Genomic DNA, 18,136 nt, shown 5'->3' with positions numbered 1-18,136 from the left:
ACACCGCCGCCACGCCGGATTTTTTCTGAGCCCTGACCTTCTCCATGCATAAACTTCTGGTCCGCCAGTGCAAGCGCCTGCTGGGCTGCGACGAAGCGCAGCTGCCCGGGCTGCTGGCGGAGCTGCAAGAGCTGGCCGGCCAACCGGGCTTGCCGCCCCAGACCGCCAAGGCCTTGGCCGGCCTTGGGCTCTTTCTGCAAAGAGTCGGCGAAGCCTATGAACAGAGTGATCGCGATCTGGAGCTGAAGACCCGCAGCCTGGAGCTCAGCTCGGTGGAATTGAGCGCCAGCAACAGCCGCCTGCGTGCCGAGCTGAGCAGCCGCACCCATGCCATCGACTCCCTGCGCGCGAGCGCCCAAGGCCTGCTGCAGTCCATCGACAGCGAGCCCCCGCCGCTGCACGAGGACAGCCTGGAGTCCCTGTCCCAGCTGATGTCCGATCTGGTGCGCCAGCGGCTGGAGAGCCAGCGCCATCTGCAGGCCGCCGAGGCCCAGCTGCTGAGCATCACCCATGCGGTGCCGGGCGTGATCTACCGCTGCGAGGTCAATGTGGCGGCCGGCAGCACCCGCTACACCTTTGTCAGCGATCGCCTGCGCGAGATCCGCGGCCTGGAACCCGCGGCCCTGCTGGCCGACGGCAGGATCTCGGCCCGCCAGATCGTCGCGGAAGACCGCGAGCGCTGCATCCAGGGCGTGCTCAATGCGGCGGCCCAGCGCGGCATCTGGCGCGACGACTACCGCATCCAGCTCAGCGACGGCAGCCGCCGCTGGCTGCGCGCCGAAATCCGCCCCGAGCCCGAGGCGGCGGCGGACGGCTCGGTGGTCTTCACCGGCATCTGGCAAGACGTGACCCTGCTGAAGGAGAGCGGAGCCCTCCTGGCCGACATCACCGAGAGCATTCCGGTCGCCGTGTTCCAGGCCCACCTCTCGGCCTCGGGCCAGCGCAGCATTCCCTTCGCCAGCCGCGCCCTGCAACGCATCTGTGGCGTCAGCGGCGAGGAGGTGATGCGCGACGCCCGCCAGATGATGCGCCGGGTCCATCCCGAGGACGCGCAGGCCCTGGCCCTGGGTTTTATGCAGTCGGCCCAAAGCCTGCAGCCCTGGTCCATGGACTTCCGCCTGCTTCACCGCGGCAAGTCCGAGCTGATCTGGGTGCATGGCGAGGGCCAGCCCAAACGCGCCAATGACGGCGGCATCCTCTGGAACGGTTATCTGGCCGATATCAGCGAGGCCAAGCAGGTGTCGGAAGAATTGCGCCGCGCCAAGGAGGGCGCCGAGGCCGCCAACCGCGCCAAGTCCGACTTCCTGGCCAATATGAGCCACGAGATCCGCACGCCCTTGAACGGCATCATCGGCATGACCGAGCTGGCCCTGGACAGCGCGCTCAGCGCCGAGCAGCGCGAGTACCTGGACCTGGTCAAGTCCAGCTCCGACTCCCTGCTGCGGGTCATCAACGACATCCTGGACTTCTCCAAGATCGAGGCCGGCAAGCTGGAGATCGAGAAAATCCCCTTCGACCTGGGCAGCACCGTCATCGACACCCTCAAGGCCCTGTCCGTGCGCGCCGCCGACAAGGGCCTGGAGCTGATCTGCGATATGGACCCGGACCTGCCCCTGCAGGTGCTGGGCGACCCCGGCCGCCTGCGCCAGATCCTGATCAATCTGGTCGGCAATGCCATCAAGTTCACCGAGCAGGGCGAGGTGCTGGTCCACCTGCAGCTCAACGATGCGGTGGAGCCGCGCACCAACTACGTCTTCACCATCAGCGACTCCGGCATCGGCATCCCGGCCGACAAGCTGGACAAGGTCTTCGACGCCTTCGCCCAGGAGGACGGTTCCATCACCCGGCGCTACGGCGGCACCGGCCTGGGCCTGACCATCTCCTCCCGCCTGGTCGAGGCCATGGGCGGCGCCATCTGGGTGGACAGCGAGCCCGGCCGCGGCAGCAACTTCCATTTCGCGCTGGACTACGAGCCCGACCCCGCCCACGCGCCCAGCGCGCCGCTGCAGATCCTGGCCGGCCTGCGCGTGCTGGTGGTAGACGATCACCGCCTGAGCCGCCAGTTGCTGGGCCGCCAGCTGCACAGCCTGGGCGCCGATGTGGCCCACGAAGCCTCGGGCGCGGCGGCCCTGCTGCAGCTGCAACAGGCCCAGGCCCAGCACCGGCCCTTCGACCTGACCCTGGTCGATGCCCATCTGCCCGACACCGTGGCCTTGCTGGGCCAGTTGCTGACGGCGGCGGCCGAGGCTCTCCCAAGCAGCCCCAGGCCGCCGGCCGAGATGCCGCTGATCCTGCTGGTCTCGGCCGGTCTCAAATCCGGCGCCATGAGCAAGCGGGGCGAGCCGGAAGAACTGGCCTTGCTGAGCCGTCTGCAAAGCCTGAGCTGGACGGCCCAGCTGTCCAAGCCTTTTTTGCGCGGCGAGCTGGCCCAGCTCTGCAGCCGCCTGCTGCAGCACAGCCAGCCGCTACCCGAACCAGCCCTGCAGCAGCCGGCAGCCGCCCCGGCCAGCGCGGGCCTGGAGGTACTGCTGGTGGAGGACCACCCGGTCAACCAGAAATTCGCCCTCATGCTGCTCAAGCGCTGGGGCCACCGCGTCACCCTGGCGGAAAACGGCCAGCAAGCCCTGGACCAGCTGGCCCTGCGGCGCTTCGACCTGGTCTTGATGGACATGATGATGCCGGTGATGGACGGTCTGGTCGCCACCCGGCGCTTCCGCGCCGGCGAGCAGGGCCCGCGCACCCCCATCGTCGCGATGACGGCCAATGCCATGCAAAGCGACCGCGAGCGCTGTGCCGCCGCCGGCATGGACGGCTTCATCTCCAAACCCATCAAGCTGCAGGAGTTTCAAGACCTGCTGGCACAGCATCTGCAAGCGCGGCAGGAGCTCTCGCCGACCCCGGCCAAACCCAGCCCTGCCGCCCCCGCCGCCCAGGTGGAGGCCAAGCCGGTATTGCAGGCCAAGCCCTTTGACTACCGCCAGGCGCTTGCCCAGGTCGACCAGGAGGTGGTGGACATCATCCGCGCGGCCTTTGTGCAGCAATGGCCCTTGGACCTGGCCGCCCTGCAGGCCAGCCTGGCCTCGGACGATCTGAGCCCGGCCCTGCACCTCAGCCATGCGGCCAAATCAACCCTGCGCATATTTGGCGCCGAGCCCGCCGCCCAATTGGCCGAACGCATCGAGGCCCGGGCCAGCCTCGGCCAAGCCCAGGGCCTGCTCGAACTGAGCCAGGCCTTGTCCGCGCAGGTCGATCTGCTGCTGCAAGCCCTGCTGAGCCCGTCTTCGCCAGCCTCGCCACCATGACCCATCAAGTCCTCATCGTCGACGACAACCAGATCAATCTGGTCTTGTTCGAAGCCCTGGTCAAAAAGCTCTACGGCAGCACGGCCATCGCCTTCAGCTCGCCCCAGCAAGGCCTGGCCTGGGCCCGGCTCAACCAGCCCGACCTGATCGTGCTCGACTACATGATGCCCGGGCTCAACGGCATCGACTTCATCACCCAGCTGCGCGCCACGCCGGGCAAGCAGAACCTGCCCATCCTGATGGTGACGGCCAATGACCAGAAAGACGTGCGCTACCGCGCCCTCAATGCCGGTGCCAGCGACTTCCTGACCAAGCCGGTGGATCGCATCGAGTTCCTGGCCCGCGCCACCAATCTGCTGGCCTTGAACGATGCCCAGCAGCAACTGGCGCTGCGCGCCGACATCCTGGCCGCCGAGGTCAAGCGGGCCACGGCCGACATCCTGCAGCGCGAGCGCGAAACCGTGATCCGCCTGTCCAAGGCGGCCGAGTTCCGCGACCCCGAAACCGGCGCCCACATCCTGCGCATGGCGCATTACTCGCAGCTGATCGCCCGCGGCCTGGGCCTGTCGGCGGACGAGCAAGAGCTCTTGCTGCATGCCGCGCCCCTGCACGATATCGGCAAGGTGGGCATTGCCGACGCCATCCTGCTCAAGCCCGGCCGCCTGACGCCGGCCGAATTCGAGGTGATGAAGAAACACGCCAGCTTTGGCTACGAGATCCTCAAGGAAAGCTCCTCCAGCATTCTGCAGGCCGGCGCCGCCATCGCCCTGGGCCACCACGAGAAGTTCGACGGCAGCGGCTATCCGCAAGGGCTCAAGGGCGACGCGATCCCCTTGTTCAGCCGCATCGTGGCCGTGGCCGATGTGTTCGACGCCCTCACCTCGGCCCGGCCCTACAAGCCGGCCTGGACCCTGGAAGCCGCCAAACGCCATATCCAGAGCAATGCCGGCCTGCACTTCGACCCCGGCTGCGTGGCCGTCTTCTTCGAGCTCTGGGAACAGGTGATGGGGATACGCGCCCGCTTCAAGGACGAGGAAGACGACTGGTCCACCCTGCTGGCGACGTTTTGAACGTTCAGTGCACGGTGCAGACCATGCAGGGGTCGAAGGAACGCACGATGTGCTGCACCGCCACCGGCGAGCCCTCGCCCGGCAGGACCGGCGCACCGACCAGGGCCTGCTCCAGCGCACCCGGCGTGCCGGCGGCGTCGCGGGGCGAGAAGTTCCAGCTGGTGGGCGCCACGATCTGGTAGTTCTGGATGCGGCCCTGGGCCGCCACCACCCAGTGGCCCAGCGCGCCGCGCGCGGCCTCGGTCAGGCCCACGCCCTGCCCTTCCAGCTCATCGGACAGGGGCGGCGCGCAATAGGGCTCGCCGGCCCGCAAAGCCCCCAGCCATTGCTCCATCAAGGGCAGCACCCGCGCCAGCTCCAGCACCCGGGCCAGCACCCGGGTGAAGACCGTGCCGCCGTGGCGCCTCACCGCGTCCACGATCAGGCCATGGCCGGCCGCCAGCTGGCGGGCGATGGCGCCGGTCTCCAGCACCTCGCCACCCAGGCGCGGGGCCTTGTTCCAGGTGTAGGCGCCGGGCTTGTCGGCATCGGGCTGGGTCAGGCCTTGCAAAGGGTGGCGCGGCGCGGCGCTGTCAGCCATCCAGGCATGGCTCACGTCCTCACGTACGGCGTCCAGGTCCAGGCGCTCCAGGCGGCCGCTATCGGCCCGCCACAGGCCGCGCGCGAACGCAAAGCCGCCCCCGGCCTGCGGGTAGGCGCCATAGCTGAGATAGCGGCCCGGCCCCGGCCCCAGGCTGCGCAGATCGGCCGCACCCAGGCGCGCACCGCCCTGCACCATGCTCAGCCACAGGCGCAGATCGCCGCGCTCGGGCCGCAGCGCATGCCAGTCCCAGAGCTGGGCTTCGCTCTGCAAGCCGGCAAATGCCTCCAGCTCACCGGCAAACAGATGGCGCTCCAGAAAGCTGCGGAACTCGCGCAGCTTGGCCAGCAGGCGCACCCGCTCGACCGGCTCGATGGCGCGGCTGCTGCCGCCCGGCGCGATGCTCTGGGTATGCGGCCATTTGCCGCCCAAGGTGCCGGCCAGCGTGAACCAGCGCTGGCGGGCCGCGATGGCCGCGCAGGTCTGCTCGCCGGTCTGCGGGTGAAAGCGCTTGTGCGCCTCGGCATGCCAGGGCTGGGCGGCATAGACCGGCCGGCCGAAGTCCGGCATGAAGAAGAGGTAGAAATGCGTCAGGTGATCGGCCAGATTCTCCATCGCCAACAGCAGATTGGTGGCCAGCAAGCCATTGGGCGGCGGCACTTGCCCGCCCATCTCGGCCAGGGCCCGGGCCGCCGCCACCGACTGCGAGATCGAGCAGATGCCGCAGATGCGCGGCACAAACACCAGGGCGTCGTGCACATTCTTGCCCTGCAGAATCTGCTCGAAGCCGCGGTACATGGGCGAGTTGACCCGGGCCGAGGTCACCTGGCCGCCCGCCAGCTCCAGACTGACTTCCAGATCCCCTTCCACCCGGTTGAAGGGCCCCACCAGCAAACGTGTCATGGCCTTGTCGCTCTCACTTCAATCTCGTTTTCTTGGCCACCGGTGGCACGACGAGATGATCGGCCGTGGCATTGAGCTTGACCCGCCGCGGCGTCGCATGTTTGGACAGCGAGGCCAGGGCCACGAACCAGGCCTTGGGCATATCGGTGGGCAGGCCGATCGGAATGCCGGCCAGTTTGGGCGTTTGGTGGAAGGGGTGGCCGGGCTCCTGGAAGCCGGGCTCGGTGCAGGCGATGCAGGCATAGCCGCCACGGGTGCAGGAGCCCTCGCCGTTCCAGGGCCGGATATTGCAATCGGCATGCACTTGCGTGCCCTTGCAACCCATGTTCTCCATCATGCAGCCCAGGTCCGAGGGTTTCTCGGCGCTGGCCTTGAATTCGTAATACTCGTTGCGGCTGCAGCCGTGGTGCACCAGCTGGTCGGCATAAAAACGCGGCCGGCCCAGGCCGTCCAGATCGGCGGCCGTGAAGCTGCCCGCGGCCAGGGCCATCAAGCTGTCCAGCACCCAGCCCGGGTGGGTGGGGCAGCCCGCCACATTGATCACCGGCAGGCCGCTGGTGCTGCGGAACTCCTGGCCCAGCAGGCCGCCGCGGTGCTCGTCCTCGAACTGCAGGCCGCAGGCCTCGCTGGGATTGCTGCCGCCGGCCGTCACCCCGCCCCAGGCGGCGCAGCTGCCCACGGCCATCACATGCCTGGCCTTGGGGGCCAGGTCCTGCAGCCAGTGCAGCATGGGCCGGCCGGTGCCGGCCAGCACATGGAAGCGCCCGCTGCCCGCCGGGCCGCGCAGCACCGAGCCCTCCAGGCACAGCACATCCAGGCGCAAATCACCGGCCAGAATGCGCTCCAGCAGGCCTACCAACTCCTCGCCCGTCTCCAGCGAGAGCGAGGGATGCCAGAGCAGGCGGATGCCGGCATCGCGCAGCTGACCGTGGAAGTCCGCCGTGTCCGCGCACAGCAAGGACATGCTGCAGCCCCCGCAGCCACCGGACTGCAGCCACAGCACATTCAGCGGCTCGGCGGGCGGGCGTGGCAGCGCTGACATCTCAGTTATCCATGGTGCGGATGCACCGCCCGCGAGGCATGAACCCAAGTACAAAAAGTCAACCACAGAGACACAGAGACACAGAGAAAGCAAGCTCTGAATTCCTCTGTGTCTCTGTGTCTCTGTGGTCGTATTTGAATTTGGAGTTTCATTTCATCCCTCCAGCCCGAAGCGGGCCATCTTGGCGCGCAGGCCGACGCGCGACAGGCCTAACTCCTTGGCCGCGCGGGTCTTGTTCCAGCGCTGGCGCAGCAGGGTCTCGCGCAGAATCACCGCCTCGATGGCATCCAGGCGCTCGACCAAAGTGCCGCTGGCGGCCTGGCCCAGGCCGGGCGCCAGCGCCGCCAAGCCGGCCCCCGTCTGGCCCTGCAGCACCCGGGGCGAGAAGCTTTGCGCCGCCAGGCCCTCGCCCTCGCTGAGCGCCAGGGCACGGGCGATCTCGTTGCGCAGCTCGCGCACATTGCCGGGCCAGGGGTAGGCCATCAGCACGCCCAGGGCCTCGTCGCTGAGCCGCAGGGCCGCCGCGCGGGCGGGGCTCAGGCCCAGCTCCTGGCCCACCTCCTGCAAGAGGCGGCGGGCGATGGGGGCGATATCACCGACCCGCTCGCGCAGCGGCGGCACGGTCAGCGTGACGCCGGCGATGCGGTAGAACAAGTCCTCGCGGAACAGGCCCTCGCGCACCCGCTGCTCCAGGTCGCGGTGGGTGGCGGCGATCACCCGCACATCGACCGGCACGGCCCGCGCCGCGCCCACCGGCCGCACCTCGCGCTCCTGCAGCACGCGTAGCAGGCGCACCTGGAAGGCGGGCGAGGTCTCGCCGATCTCGTCCAGAAACACCGTGCCTCCATTGGCGCGCTGGAACAGACCGGCATGGTCTTCAAACGCACCGGTGAAGGCGCCGCGCTTGTGGCCGAACAGCTCGGACTCCAGCAGCGTGTCCGGCATGGCCGCGCAGTTCTCCGACACAAAGGCCTTGTTGGCGCGCGGGCTGGCGTAATGCATGGCGCGGGCCAGCAACTCCTTGCCCGAGCCGCTCTCGCCCAGCACCAGGGTGCTGAGGTCGTAACGCGCCACCCGGGCGGCCAGCTCGCAGACGGCGTCCAGCGGGCTGCCGGGCGCGCGCTCGATGCGCTCAAAGTCAAAAGCCTGGCGGGCCTGGGCCAGATTGCTGGCCGCGCGCTCGCGCAGCACCGGCGTGCTGCTGCGCAGCTCCAGATGCAGACGATTGGTGTCGCGCTGCAAACCCTGGGCCTCGACGGCATTGCGCACCGTGGCCAGCAGATGGTCAGGGATCCAGGGCTTGAGGATGTATTGGTAGATGCCGGCCTCGTTGATGCCGGAGATCAGGTCCTCGGTATCGGTATAGCCGGAGATGACGATGCGCACCGTGTCGGGCCAGCGCTCGCGCACCTCTTTCAGAAACACCACGCCGCTCAGGCCGGGCATGCGCTGGTCGCACAGGATGACGCTGACCTCCTGCTGCTCCAGCAGGCTCCGCGCCTCGGCGGCGCTGCCGGCCGTCAGCACGATGAAATCCTCGTCCAGGGTGCGGCGCATCGCGTCCTGCGAGCGCACCTCGTCATCGACGACGAGGACGGTGGTCAGGCTGGTGTTGACGGTGTCCATGGCCGTCAGCGATGCAGGGCCAGATGGCGCGGCGTCCAGGCATGGGCCAGCTTGTGCACAAAGTGGTAGCGCGCCACGTGGTAGCTGGGGTCGAAGCCGTAGAAATTGCGGTGCATGCGGGACAACTCTTCCTTGCGGTAATCGGCCAGCGGCCGCTGGGCTTCGTCGGCGGCGCGGCGGGCCTGTTTGAGGGCGATGCGCTGCGCCAGATTGTAGGTTTGCGCCAGGGCCAGGGCATGCTCGCGCAAGCGGGGCAGAAACTCGGCCGCAGCGCCCGGCAGCACGCGCTCGATCAAGCCCAGCTGCAGGGCGGCGGCGGCCCGCAGCGGCAGGCGCTGCTGCATCAGCCGGCGCGCGCCCTGCTCGCCCAGGCGTTGAGGCAGCAGATAGCTCCAGTACTCGGAGCCGTAGAGATTGCCCATATTCTTGTAGTGCGGGTTGAGCAGCACCCCCTCATGGGCCCAGACCTCGTCGGCCGCCAGGGCCAGAAAGGCACCACCCGCGCCGGCATTGCCGCGCAGGGCCGCGACGGTGAGGCGCTCCGTCATCGTGATCAGGGCCAGGGCCACATCGTTCATCGCGTTGATATTGGCCCAGGAGGCATCGGCCGCGCTGCCCGCCCCCGCCTCACCCAGGCCTAGCGAGGCCGCCTCGATGCAATTGAGATGGATGCCGTTGCTGAAAAAATCCTGCCCGCCCAGCAGCACCAGCAGCTGGGTGGGGCGCTGGCGCACCTGTTGCAGCGCTGCAGCCAAGGCCCGGCATTGGCGCACAGACATGGCGCCGTTGTAGAACTCGAAGGACAGCAAACCCACCCGCGCCCCCGGCTCGCCCAGCTCCTCGTAGCGCAGCTCGCCCCATTCGCCCGGCTCGCGCAGCAGGGCCACGGGCAATTCGGGCAAGGTCTGGCATTCGGCGGCGAAGAGCTGGGTGCAGGGCAATTTGAAGTCAGGTGCGCCCTCGGCCATGCGCTGGGCCTGGCCTAGCCAGAGGCCGCCGTCCAGCGTGCGCCGCAGCAAGGCGCCGTCGCGCCAGCCCTGCAGCGTGCCGGGCGGTTTGGGCGGCAGGGTCTGCAGCAGGGCGGCGTCCGCCGCATGCGCATCCCACAGCCGGCAGGGCTGGCCGAACAACTCGTCCAGCACACCGGGCTGGCCGTCGGCGCTGTTCAGCCGCGCCAGCAACTCGGCCGTGCTGTGCTTGTGCCAGTCCAGCGCCCGCTCGGCCTGGGGCAGCGAGGGGCGAAACTGCCCCGGCACGCGGTCGGCCCCGGCCTTGGCGGCCATTTGCTCGGCCGCCACACCGGCCTGCTTGAGTTCGGCAAAGCCTTGCACAGCGGCCAGCACCAGGCCTTCGGCGGCCTCGGCCACCTCGCGGCGATACAAGCTGCTCTTGCTGGCGCCGGGGCGCAGCGCAAACAGGGCCGAGCCCCAGACCGGCCCGGCGTCGAACTCGCCCTCGGCCTGCAACAGGGTCACACCCCATTGCGAGGCCTGCGCCAGCACGGCCCGGTCCAGCGCGCTGGGGCCTTGGTCGCCGGGCGGGCCGGGGTGGATGATCCAGCAAGGCAGGCGCCGCCAGATCGTCTCGGGGATGCGGCGCTTCAGAAAGGGCGCCAGCAGCAGATCGGGCTGGAACAAGTCCACCGCCTCCTGCGTCACCGCGTCCGCGATGTCCAGCTCCACCGACACCTCGTGCCCCGCCGCCCGCAGCGCCGCGAACAGACGCTGGCTCAGGCTGTTGAAGCTGTGACAGAGCAGCAGGATGCGCAGCGGCGGCGGCGTGGTCCTCATGGCCGGGCTTCAGCAGATGCGCGGCAATTGCTCGCCGCTGAGCCAGTCCACCACGCGGCGGCCGCCGAAGCGGGTGTTCATCTGCACAAAATGATGCGGGTCGGCGCAAACCTCGCCGATGCGGGCAGCGGCCCGGCCCAGCGGATGGGCCTGCATGGCGGCCAGCACGCTGTCAGCCGCCTCGGGGGCGCAGACGGCGATCAGCTTGCCCTCGTTGGCGATGTAGAGCGGGTCCAGGCCCAGCAGCTCGCAAGCGCCGTCCACCTCGGGCAGCACCGGAATGGCCGCCTCCTCCAACACCATGCCCACGCCGGACTGGCGCGTCAGCTCGTTCAAGGTGGTGGCCAGGCCGCCGCGAGTGGGGTCGCGCAGCACGCGCACGCCGCCGGGCGCGGCCGCCAGCATGGCCGCCACCAGGCCGTGCAGGGCGGCGGTGTCGGAGACGATGGCGGTCTCGAAGGCCAGGGACTCGCGCTGCGAGAGCACAGCCACGCCATGCTCGCCGATGCTGCCGGACAGCAGCACCACATCGCCCGGCCGCGCGTTGCGGCCCGCAATCGCCACGCCCGGCGCCACCACACCCAGGCCGGTGGTGCTGATGAAGACGCCGTCGCCCTTGCCGCGCTCCACCACCTTGGTGTCGCCGGTGATGATGGGCACACCGGCCGCGCGGGCGGCGGCAGCCATGGAGTCGACGATGCGCTTGAGGTCCATCAGGGCAAAGCCCTCCTCCAGCACAAAGCTGGCCGTCAGATAGAGCGGCGTCGCCCCCGACATGGCCACATCGTTGAGCGTGCCGTGCACGCTCAGGCAACCCACATCGCCGCCGGGGAAGAACAGCGGCGAAACCACATGGCCGTCGGTGGCCATCACCAGGCGGGCGCCCGGCGGCAGCGGCGGCGGCGTGAACACGGCGCCATCGTCGCCCTGGCGCAGGAACTCGTTATCGAAGGCGGCCAGAAAGACCTCCTCGATCAGCTGAGCCGCCGCCCGCCCACCGGCGCCATGGCCCATGTCCACCCGGCCATGGCGGATGTCCAGCGGGCGGGAATAATCTTTTTTAATGACGCTCATGCCGCCACCACCGGAATATCACGGAAACGCCCGTAGGAGTAATGCGCGGCGCAAGCCCCCTCGCTGGAAACCATGCAGGAGCCGACCGGGTTTTCCGGCGTGCAGACGGTGCCGAAGATCTTGCAGTCCGTGGGCTTTTTGACCCCGCGCAGAATGGCCCCGCACTCACAGGCCTTGTTGTCGGCCACCGGCCGGTAGTCCAGCGCAAAGCGCTGCTCGGCGTCGAAGCGGGCATAGGCCGGCCGTATCTGCAGGGCGCTGTAAGGCACCTCACCCAGGCCGCGCCACTCGAAGCTGCGGCGCAGCTCGAAGACCTCGGACACCAGGGCCTGCGCCTTCAGATTACCCTCAGGGCTGACGGCACGGGTGAACTCGTTCTCCACCTCGGCCCGGCCCTCGTTGACCTGGCTCACCAACATCAGCACGGCCTGCATCACGTCCAGCGGCTCGAAGCCGGCGATCACCACCGGCTTTTGATACTCCTGGGCGAAATGCTCGTAGGGCTCGGAGCCGATCACGATGCTGACATGGGCGGGCCCTATGAAGCCGTCGATGGGCACCGTGCCGTAACGGCGTACCTCGGGGGATTCCAGGATGTGGGTGATGGCCGAGGGCGTCAGCACATGGCAGCACAACACGCTGAAGTTCTGCAGGCCCTCGCGCTCGGCATCGCGTATCACCAGGGCGGTGGGCGGGGTCGTGGTCTCGAAGCCGATGGCGAAGAACACCACCTCGCGCTGCGGGTTCTGCCGCGCCACACCCAGGGCATCGGCGGCGGAATAGACCATGCGGATATCGGCGCCGCGCGCCTTGGCCTTGATCATGGACAGGCCGCCCGAGGCCGGCACGCGCAAGGTGTCGCCATAGCTGCAGACGATGGCGCCGCGCTCCAGCGCCAGCTGGATGGCCAGGTCGATGCGGCCTATGGGCAGCACGCAGACCGGGCAGCCCGGGCCATGCACCATGGTCACGCTGGCGGGCAGCAGTTCGGCAATGCCGTAACGCGAGATCGCATGGGTGTGGCCGCCGCAGAACTCCATGAAGCTGTAGCGCCGGCCGGGCCGAACCTCTTGCGCCAGCCGGGCGGCGATGCGGCGGGCCAGCGCGCCGTCGCGGAATTCCTCGATGTACTTCATGCTTGCGGCTCCAACCGGGCCATCTCGGCAAACAAGGCCAGGGTGCGCTGGGCCTCCTCGGCATCGATGCGGCCGATGGCATGGCCGACATGGACGATGACGTAATCGCCTACCTGGGCGTCGGGCAGCAGGGCGACGGAGATGGGCTTGCGTATGCCGCCCAGATCGACCAGGGCTTGGTCGCCGGCGCGCAGCTCCAGCAGCAAGGCGGGGATGGCTAGACACATGATGAGGATCTTTCTTCGCCGCGCTGGGCCGGGCGGGTGGAGGCCGGGGCCGAGTCCTCGGCATTGGCCATGGAATGGGCGGCGACCCAGGCCTGGCCCAGGGCCAGGCCGGCATCGCCGCAGGAATTTGCCTGCGGCATCAAGACCCGCAGGCCGCGCAGCTGCAGCTGATCGCGCAGGCGCTGGCTCAGCAAGCGGTTCATGAAGCAGCCGCCGGACAGGCAGACCGTTTGCGTGCCCTCGTGCTCGGCCGCCTGGGCCAGCCAGCGCGCCAGGCCGTCGGCCAGGCTCAGATGGAAGCAGGCCGCGGCCTCGCCCTGCAGGGCCGGCACTTGGACGGTGTCCAGCAGCCGGGCCAGCAAGGGGCGCAGATCCAGCTGGCTGCAGCCGGCGGGCTCGCTGGGCGGCAGGATGTCCAGCACCAGCAGCTCGGGCAGACGCCCCCCCGCCTGGGCCAGCCAGGCGCTGGCGGCATGCTCCAAAGCGATGGCGGCCTCGGCCTCATGGCTTTGGCGCAGGCTCAGGCCCAGGGCGCCGGCGGCCGCGTCGAACCAGCGGCCGGTGCTGCTGCTGGGCGGGCAGTTGAGGCCGCGCGCCAGCATCTGCTGCAATTGCCCGGCCAGCAGCGGGCCGACCGCGGGGCCAAAGCGGGCCGGGATTTCCTCCGCCCGGCCCAGAGCCTGCAGGGCCGCGGCGGCCATGCGCCAGGGCTCGCGGGCCGCCACATCGCCGCCGGCCAAGGCCAGCGGCAGCAGATGACCCAGGCGCCGCCAGCCCTGGCTGGAGACGGCCAGCAGCTCGCCACCCCAGGCCTGGCCATCCGTGCCCAGGCCGACCCCGTCCAGGGCCAGGCCGACGACGGGGCCGGGCTCGCCATGCTCGGCCAGCACGGCGGCGATATGGGCATGGTGGTGCTGCACGGCCAGGGCCGGCACGCCCAGCTCGGCCGCCAGCTGCTGGGCCAGGCGGCTGCTGAAAAAGTCGGGATGCAGATCGTGGGCGACGGCCTGTACGCCGCCCGGGGCCTGGGCGATCAGGGCGCGCGCCGAGGCCTCCAGCGCCCGGCAGGCGCAGGGGTCGCTCAAATCGCCATGCAGGGCCGAGGCCTGCCAGGCCCCAGCCTGCAACAGGCCGGCACTGTTCTTCAGCCAGGCCCCGCAGGCCAGCACGGCGGGCGCGGGTTTCATGGGGTTTGCCCAAGCTTGGCGCGGGCCTCGGCCAGCTGGGCCTCCAGCTCGGCCACGCGCCGGCTCAGGCCGGCCTCGTGGGATGCTGCCGGCTCGGCCAGCAGCTGATCCAGCCAGTTCAGCCAGGCTTCCATGCCCGCGCCGCTGGTGGCCGAGACCTGCAGGATCTCGATAGCCGGGTTGACCCGTCGCGCCGCCGCAATGCAGCGCTGCAGATCAAAGTCCAGATGCGGCAGCAGATCGATCTTGTTGATCAGCATCAGCGTAGAGGCCGCAAACATATCCGGGTATTTGAGCGGCTTGTCCTCGCCCTCGGTGACCGAGAGAATCACCACCTTGGCCGCCTCGCCAAGGTCCCAGACGGCCGGGCAGACCAGATTGCCCACGTTCTCGATGAAGAGCAGGCTGGCCTCATCGCCATCGTGATCGTGATCGTAATGCTCATGGCTGTGCAGGCGGGCAAAGGCCTGGGCCACCATGGGGGCGTCGAGGTGGCAGCCCTTGCCGGTATTGACCTGCACGGCGGCCGCGCCGGTGGCGCGGATGCGGTCGGCGTCCAGCGTGGTTTGCTGGTCGCCCTCGATCACGCTGACATTCAGCCCGGGGCGGCGGCGCTTGAGCGCCTCTATGGTGGCGCAGAGCAAGCTGGTCTTGCCCGAGCCGGGGCTGGAGACCAGGTTCAGCGCCCTCACCCCGTGGGCCTCGAAATGGGCGCGGTTCTGGCGCGCATGGCGATTGTTCTCACCGAGGATATCGGTCTCCAGCTTGATGGCCCGGGCCTGGCTCATGCCCGGCACCGAGACCCGCGCCGCGCCCTTGCCAAAGTGCAGATCGCCGTGCCCGGCGTCCACCTGCACGGGGCTGGCCTGCTGCTCAGCGCCCTCGCCGCTGCCGGCGCAACCACAAACAACACACATGATATTTCTCCTCTCAATCTTCCACCAGCATGTCCAGCACCTTCAGCTCGGTGCCGCCGGTGGGCTGCAATTGGTAATGGCCACAGTGCGGGCAGGCCTCGCCGCGCTGGGCGATGCTCACGCTCTGGCCGCAGGGCAGACACCAGGCCTGGCCGGGCGGCTCTTCGATCTCGAACAAGGCGTCTTGCAAGCAGGTGCCGGGCGCCAAGGCCTCCAGCGCGAAGCGCAGGGCCCGCGCCTCCACGCCGGCCAGCTGACCGGCCTGCAGGCGCAAGCGGGTGACGCGGCGAAAACCCTCGCGGCGGGCGGCGTCTTCCACCAGCTGCAAGATGCCGCCGGCCAGGCTGGCCTCATGCATGGCAGTCTCCGGCAAGATGGGGGTGCAAGACGGGGCGCATAGGCGGGGGATCAACAAACTCATAGCTCACACAGGGATCGTAAGCATTCATCAGCAAATGGCTTGCTTGGCAAACCCTAGGTGTCAGCTCCGACGGCAAGGCCGCCAGGCCCCGGGCCACCGCGCCCTCGGGGTGGAAGTTCCACTCGGTCGGCGCCAGCACCTGGCAGCCGCGCACCCGCGACTCGCCGCCATAAGCGCCCCGCGCCCCGGCTTCCAGATCGACTTGATGGACCAGCAGGCCGCGCGCCATCTCCACCCAGGCCAGGCCCCGGCCCGGCGCCAGGCTCAGGGCGCCGGCGTCCAGATAGGCGGCGCCGTTGGCGCCGTCATCGGGCAGGGCCAGGCGCAGGCATTCGAGCAGGCGCACGCCCAGGCGCAGCCACAAGCTGCCCAGGCCTTGTTCGGCCACGCCCAGCCGCCAGCGGGTCCAGGGCCCGGTCTCGGCGCAAGCGCCCTGCCACTGCGGTGCCATGCAAAAGCCGGCCTGCTCCCGCATGGCCTGCGCCAGCTCGCGCAAACCGGCTTCGCTGGCCTGCGGCTGTAGCGGGCGCGTGCCGGCCCAGCTGCTATCGGCCAGTTCGCGCAGCTGCATGAAGAGCTGGGGCAAAAAGCCTTCGCCTTCTGCCGACCACAGCGCCAGGCAGGCCTGCGGCCCCTGCTGCCACCGGGCCAGCAAACGCGTCGCCGGCAGGCCCAGCAAGGCCCGCTCCATCCAGGCCAGGGTGGGTGCCCGCCATGCCTCGGGCGGCTCATCAACCGCGTCTTGCCGCAGCAAAGGGCAGGACTGCAGGGCCTGGCGGGCCTGCAATTGCAAGGACCGGCCGCCCATGCCGGGCTTGAGCAGCAGGCGCGGCCAGTCCAGCAAGATGCGGCGCAGATGCTCGCGCAAGGTCTCGCGCTGCAGGACTTGCGCCTGCGCCCGCGCCAGGCCGTGCCGTTCACCGGGCTGGGCGCAGGCGGCCGCGATGGCCAGGCCGGCGCACAGGCGATGCGCGTGGGCGCACAGACCGAAGGCCAGGCCCAGACGCTCCGGCAGCAGCTCGGCCGGCAGGCCGGCTGCGAGCAGGGCGGCCCAGTCGCGCCGGCTGCTGCGCAGATTGCCGGGCATGGCCAGCCCCGGCCGCAGCTGCAGGCCGCCGCCCAGGCGTGCCAGCGGCAGGCCGTTCATAAACGCCCCGCGGCCGAGATGGCCGCCGGGCGGCCGAACAGCAGGGCACGGCGGGAGGCGTGGACCGCCTCCGCCTGGGGCGCCGCTGCCGGTTTGGCCCGCAAGGCCTGCAGCACGGCCAAGGCCGTCTCCCGCGCCTGCGCCTGCGCCGCAAACTCGTTCATGGGCGAGAACAGCGAGCAGCACCAGAACGCGCCCAGCGCCGGCTCGACATGGGGCAGGAACTCGAAGCGCTGGCCGCCCAGGTGCAGGGTTCGCTTGGGCTCGGCGGCTGGCGCCAAACAGGGCCGCAGCGGCAGGCAGAGCAGATTCATGAACCAGGGCGTGATCAAGATGCCCAGCAGCTCGGGCCGCGGCTGAGGCGGGGCCTGCGCAGCCGGGTCCGCGGGCAAGGCCTCCGCCGGCAAGGGCTCAAAACCCAGGGCCTCCACCCGCAAGGCCGGATTCAGGATGGGCAGGCCGGCCATGCGGCTGCGGGCAATCTGCTCGAACAGATGCTGCAGCTGCTGCAGACGCTGGGCCGGCAGGGGCGAGAATGCAAGCGGCGTGTCCATACGGGCAAGCGGGCTCAAGCCCCCTCCCCCAAGACCATGAACTGATCGGCGTCGCCATCGCATTGCGGGCAGCGCCAGTGCGCAGGCAGGTCGGCAAAGGCGGTGCCCGGCGCCACCTGCCAGACCTCGCAGCCCAGGGCCGGGTCGTAGACCCACCAGCAGATCTTGCACTCCAGCCTTGCCGTCGAGGCTAGGCGTTGGGCATCGCCCAGATAGCTGCCCTCGAAACGGCCGGCCTGATCAGCGGCTGCATTCATCAGCCCTGCTCCACCCACTGCAGCACATCGGTCAGGCGGGCCAGCGAGTCCTGCAAATCTTCCTGCGCGGCCAGGGCCACCTCGGGCAGCTCGCAGATCTCCACCGTGTTCAGAATCACCAGGTCCTGCGAGTTGTAGTACACCACCCGCCAGCAATGCGGGGTGCAGGTATTGCTGATGCGGCAATTGCCATAGCCACGCGAGAGGATCAGCACCCGGCCGGTGCCCAGATGGTGGTCCAGAAAGGCGATGTCCTCCGCCGACACCGGCAGCAAAGTCAGATTGATCACATGCGCGGGCTGCTGGGGCGTCCAGCTGCGCCATTGCTCGGCAATCTCCACCAGCAGGGCCGGCGCGTTCTGCACCTGGGGCGGCAGCGGGCCTTGCCAGGCCTGCGCCTGGCGCTGCGCCTCGCTCCAGCGGTCCAGCAGCGCCGTCTGCTTGAGGGCTTGCGGCACAAAGCCCAGTTCCAGCCGGTCCGACAGCACGACGCCGGCGCGCGCCTGGATGACGCGCCAGATGCCGGCGAAGACCGACTCCTGCACCCGCAGCTCCAGCCCGTCCGCGGCCGGCTGGCCGCCGGCATCCGTCTCGCTCAGCAGGCGGGCGCTGACCTCGCCCTCGCCCATCACCTGATTGATCAGCGCCAGATCCAGCGGGGCCAGATGGCCCAGATCGATGCTGCGGTTGACGCCGTCCGCGATCACCGCTTGCAAGGCCTGCACGCAGGCGCGCAAGGCCTGGTGGGCTTGTTCGCGGCCGAGGATTTCTTCCGGCTCGGGCAGCCGGGGCGCATGGAAGGTCTCCATGCCCTGGGGCATGGGCATGTATTCCAGCGACTCGTCTTCGAGCTGGCTGCCGGGGCCGAGGGCGACCAGGGGGATGGGGAATTCTTTTTGCATG

General features: G+C 69.4%; 16 protein-coding genes. 2 read left to right on the top strand and 14 right to left on the bottom strand.

Features of this window, described 5'->3' with window-relative positions; translation table 11 throughout:
• The first annotated feature begins 44 nt into the window (after positions 1 to 44).
• Both HNP55_RS11450 and HNP55_RS11445 read left to right on the top strand, forming a co-directional pair.
• Positions 45 to 3,302 (top strand): response regulator, encoded by a 3,258-nt coding sequence (locus HNP55_RS11450; RefSeq protein ID WP_184299337.1) that lies wholly within the window; start codon positions 45 to 47, stop codon positions 3,300 to 3,302.
• Positions 3,299 to 4,372, top strand: coding sequence for an HD domain-containing phosphohydrolase (locus tag HNP55_RS11445; RefSeq protein ID WP_184299335.1), 1,074 nt, complete (start codon positions 3,299 to 3,301; stop codon positions 4,370 to 4,372). Before HNP55_RS11450 ends, HNP55_RS11445 begins: the two co-directional genes overlap by 4 nt.
• A gap of 4 nt (positions 4,373 to 4,376) precedes the next feature.
• Here HNP55_RS11445 and HNP55_RS11440 read toward each other — a convergent pair whose 3' ends face one another.
• The 14 genes from HNP55_RS11440 to HNP55_RS11375 form a co-directional block, all read right to left on the bottom strand.
• A complete protein-coding gene (locus HNP55_RS11440) occupies positions 4,377 to 5,855 on the bottom strand; it encodes a nickel-dependent hydrogenase large subunit (protein WP_184299333.1) in 1,479 nt (492 codons plus the stop codon).
• Positions 5,856 to 5,868: 13 nt separating this feature from the next.
• Positions 5,869 to 6,897, bottom strand: a complete 1,029-nt coding sequence (locus HNP55_RS11435) for a HupU protein (RefSeq protein ID WP_184299331.1) — start codon at positions 6,895 to 6,897, stop codon at positions 5,869 to 5,871.
• A 153-nt stretch (positions 6,898 to 7,050) separates the two neighbouring features.
• A complete protein-coding gene (locus HNP55_RS11430) occupies positions 7,051 to 8,523 on the bottom strand; it encodes a sigma-54-dependent transcriptional regulator (protein WP_184299329.1) in 1,473 nt (490 codons plus the stop codon).
• A 5-nt stretch (positions 8,524 to 8,528) separates the two neighbouring features.
• On the bottom strand, positions 8,529 to 10,313 hold the full coding sequence (locus tag HNP55_RS11425; RefSeq protein WP_184299327.1) for an enoyl-CoA hydratase-related protein: 1,785 nt from the start codon (positions 10,311 to 10,313) through the stop codon (positions 8,529 to 8,531).
• A 9-nt stretch (positions 10,314 to 10,322) separates the two neighbouring features.
• Positions 10,323 to 11,387: a hydrogenase expression/formation protein HypE gene (hypE, locus tag HNP55_RS11420; RefSeq protein WP_184299325.1), complete on the bottom strand. Its 1,065-nt coding sequence runs from the start codon at positions 11,385 to 11,387 to the stop codon at positions 10,323 to 10,325.
• The gene (gene hypD, locus HNP55_RS11415) at positions 11,384 to 12,523 is read right to left on the bottom strand and encodes a hydrogenase formation protein HypD (RefSeq protein ID WP_184299323.1); all 1,140 of its coding nucleotides are present in this window, start codon (positions 12,521 to 12,523) and stop codon (positions 11,384 to 11,386) included. The genes hypE and hypD overlap by 4 nt, the downstream gene beginning before the upstream one ends.
• The gene (locus HNP55_RS11410; RefSeq protein WP_184299321.1) at positions 12,520 to 12,750 is read right to left on the bottom strand and encodes a HypC/HybG/HupF family hydrogenase formation chaperone; all 231 of its coding nucleotides are present in this window, start codon (positions 12,748 to 12,750) and stop codon (positions 12,520 to 12,522) included. Before HNP55_RS11410 ends, hypD begins: the two co-directional genes overlap by 4 nt.
• A complete protein-coding gene (locus HNP55_RS11405; RefSeq protein ID WP_184299319.1) occupies positions 12,741 to 13,937 on the bottom strand; it encodes a carbamoyltransferase HypF in 1,197 nt (398 codons plus the stop codon). Before HNP55_RS11405 ends, HNP55_RS11410 begins: the two co-directional genes overlap by 10 nt.
• A complete protein-coding gene (gene hypB, locus HNP55_RS11400; protein WP_184299317.1) occupies positions 13,934 to 14,854 on the bottom strand; it encodes a hydrogenase nickel incorporation protein HypB in 921 nt (306 codons plus the stop codon). The genes HNP55_RS11405 and hypB overlap by 4 nt, the downstream gene beginning before the upstream one ends.
• A 13-nt stretch (positions 14,855 to 14,867) precedes the next feature.
• The gene (locus tag HNP55_RS11395; protein WP_184299315.1) at positions 14,868 to 15,212 is read right to left on the bottom strand and encodes a hydrogenase maturation nickel metallochaperone HypA; all 345 of its coding nucleotides are present in this window, start codon (positions 15,210 to 15,212) and stop codon (positions 14,868 to 14,870) included.
• Entirely contained in the window at positions 15,205 to 16,422 is a 1,218-nt protein-coding gene (locus tag HNP55_RS11390) for a hydrogenase formation protein (RefSeq protein ID WP_184299313.1), read from the bottom strand. The genes HNP55_RS11395 and HNP55_RS11390 overlap by 8 nt, the downstream gene beginning before the upstream one ends.
• The gene (hybE, locus tag HNP55_RS11385; protein ID WP_184299311.1) at positions 16,419 to 16,976 is read right to left on the bottom strand and encodes a [NiFe]-hydrogenase assembly chaperone HybE; all 558 of its coding nucleotides are present in this window, start codon (positions 16,974 to 16,976) and stop codon (positions 16,419 to 16,421) included. Before hybE ends, HNP55_RS11390 begins: the two co-directional genes overlap by 4 nt.
• Positions 16,977 to 16,990: 14 nt before the next feature.
• On the bottom strand, positions 16,991 to 17,233 hold the full coding sequence (locus HNP55_RS11380) for a rubredoxin (protein WP_184299309.1): 243 nt from the start codon (positions 17,231 to 17,233) through the stop codon (positions 16,991 to 16,993).
• Entirely contained in the window at positions 17,233 to 18,135 is a 903-nt protein-coding gene (locus HNP55_RS11375) for a hydrogenase expression/formation protein (RefSeq protein WP_184299307.1), read from the bottom strand. The genes HNP55_RS11380 and HNP55_RS11375 overlap by 1 nt, the downstream gene beginning before the upstream one ends.
• Position 18,136: the final 1 nt, after the last annotated feature.

The sequence above is a fragment of the Roseateles oligotrophus genome (assembly GCF_014204525.1).
GTDB lineage: Bacteria > Pseudomonadota > Gammaproteobacteria > Burkholderiales > Burkholderiaceae_C > Paucibacter_A > Paucibacter_A oligotrophus_A.
Note: the sequence above shows the minus strand (reverse complement) of the source record. Positions and strands in the feature narration are given on the sequence as shown.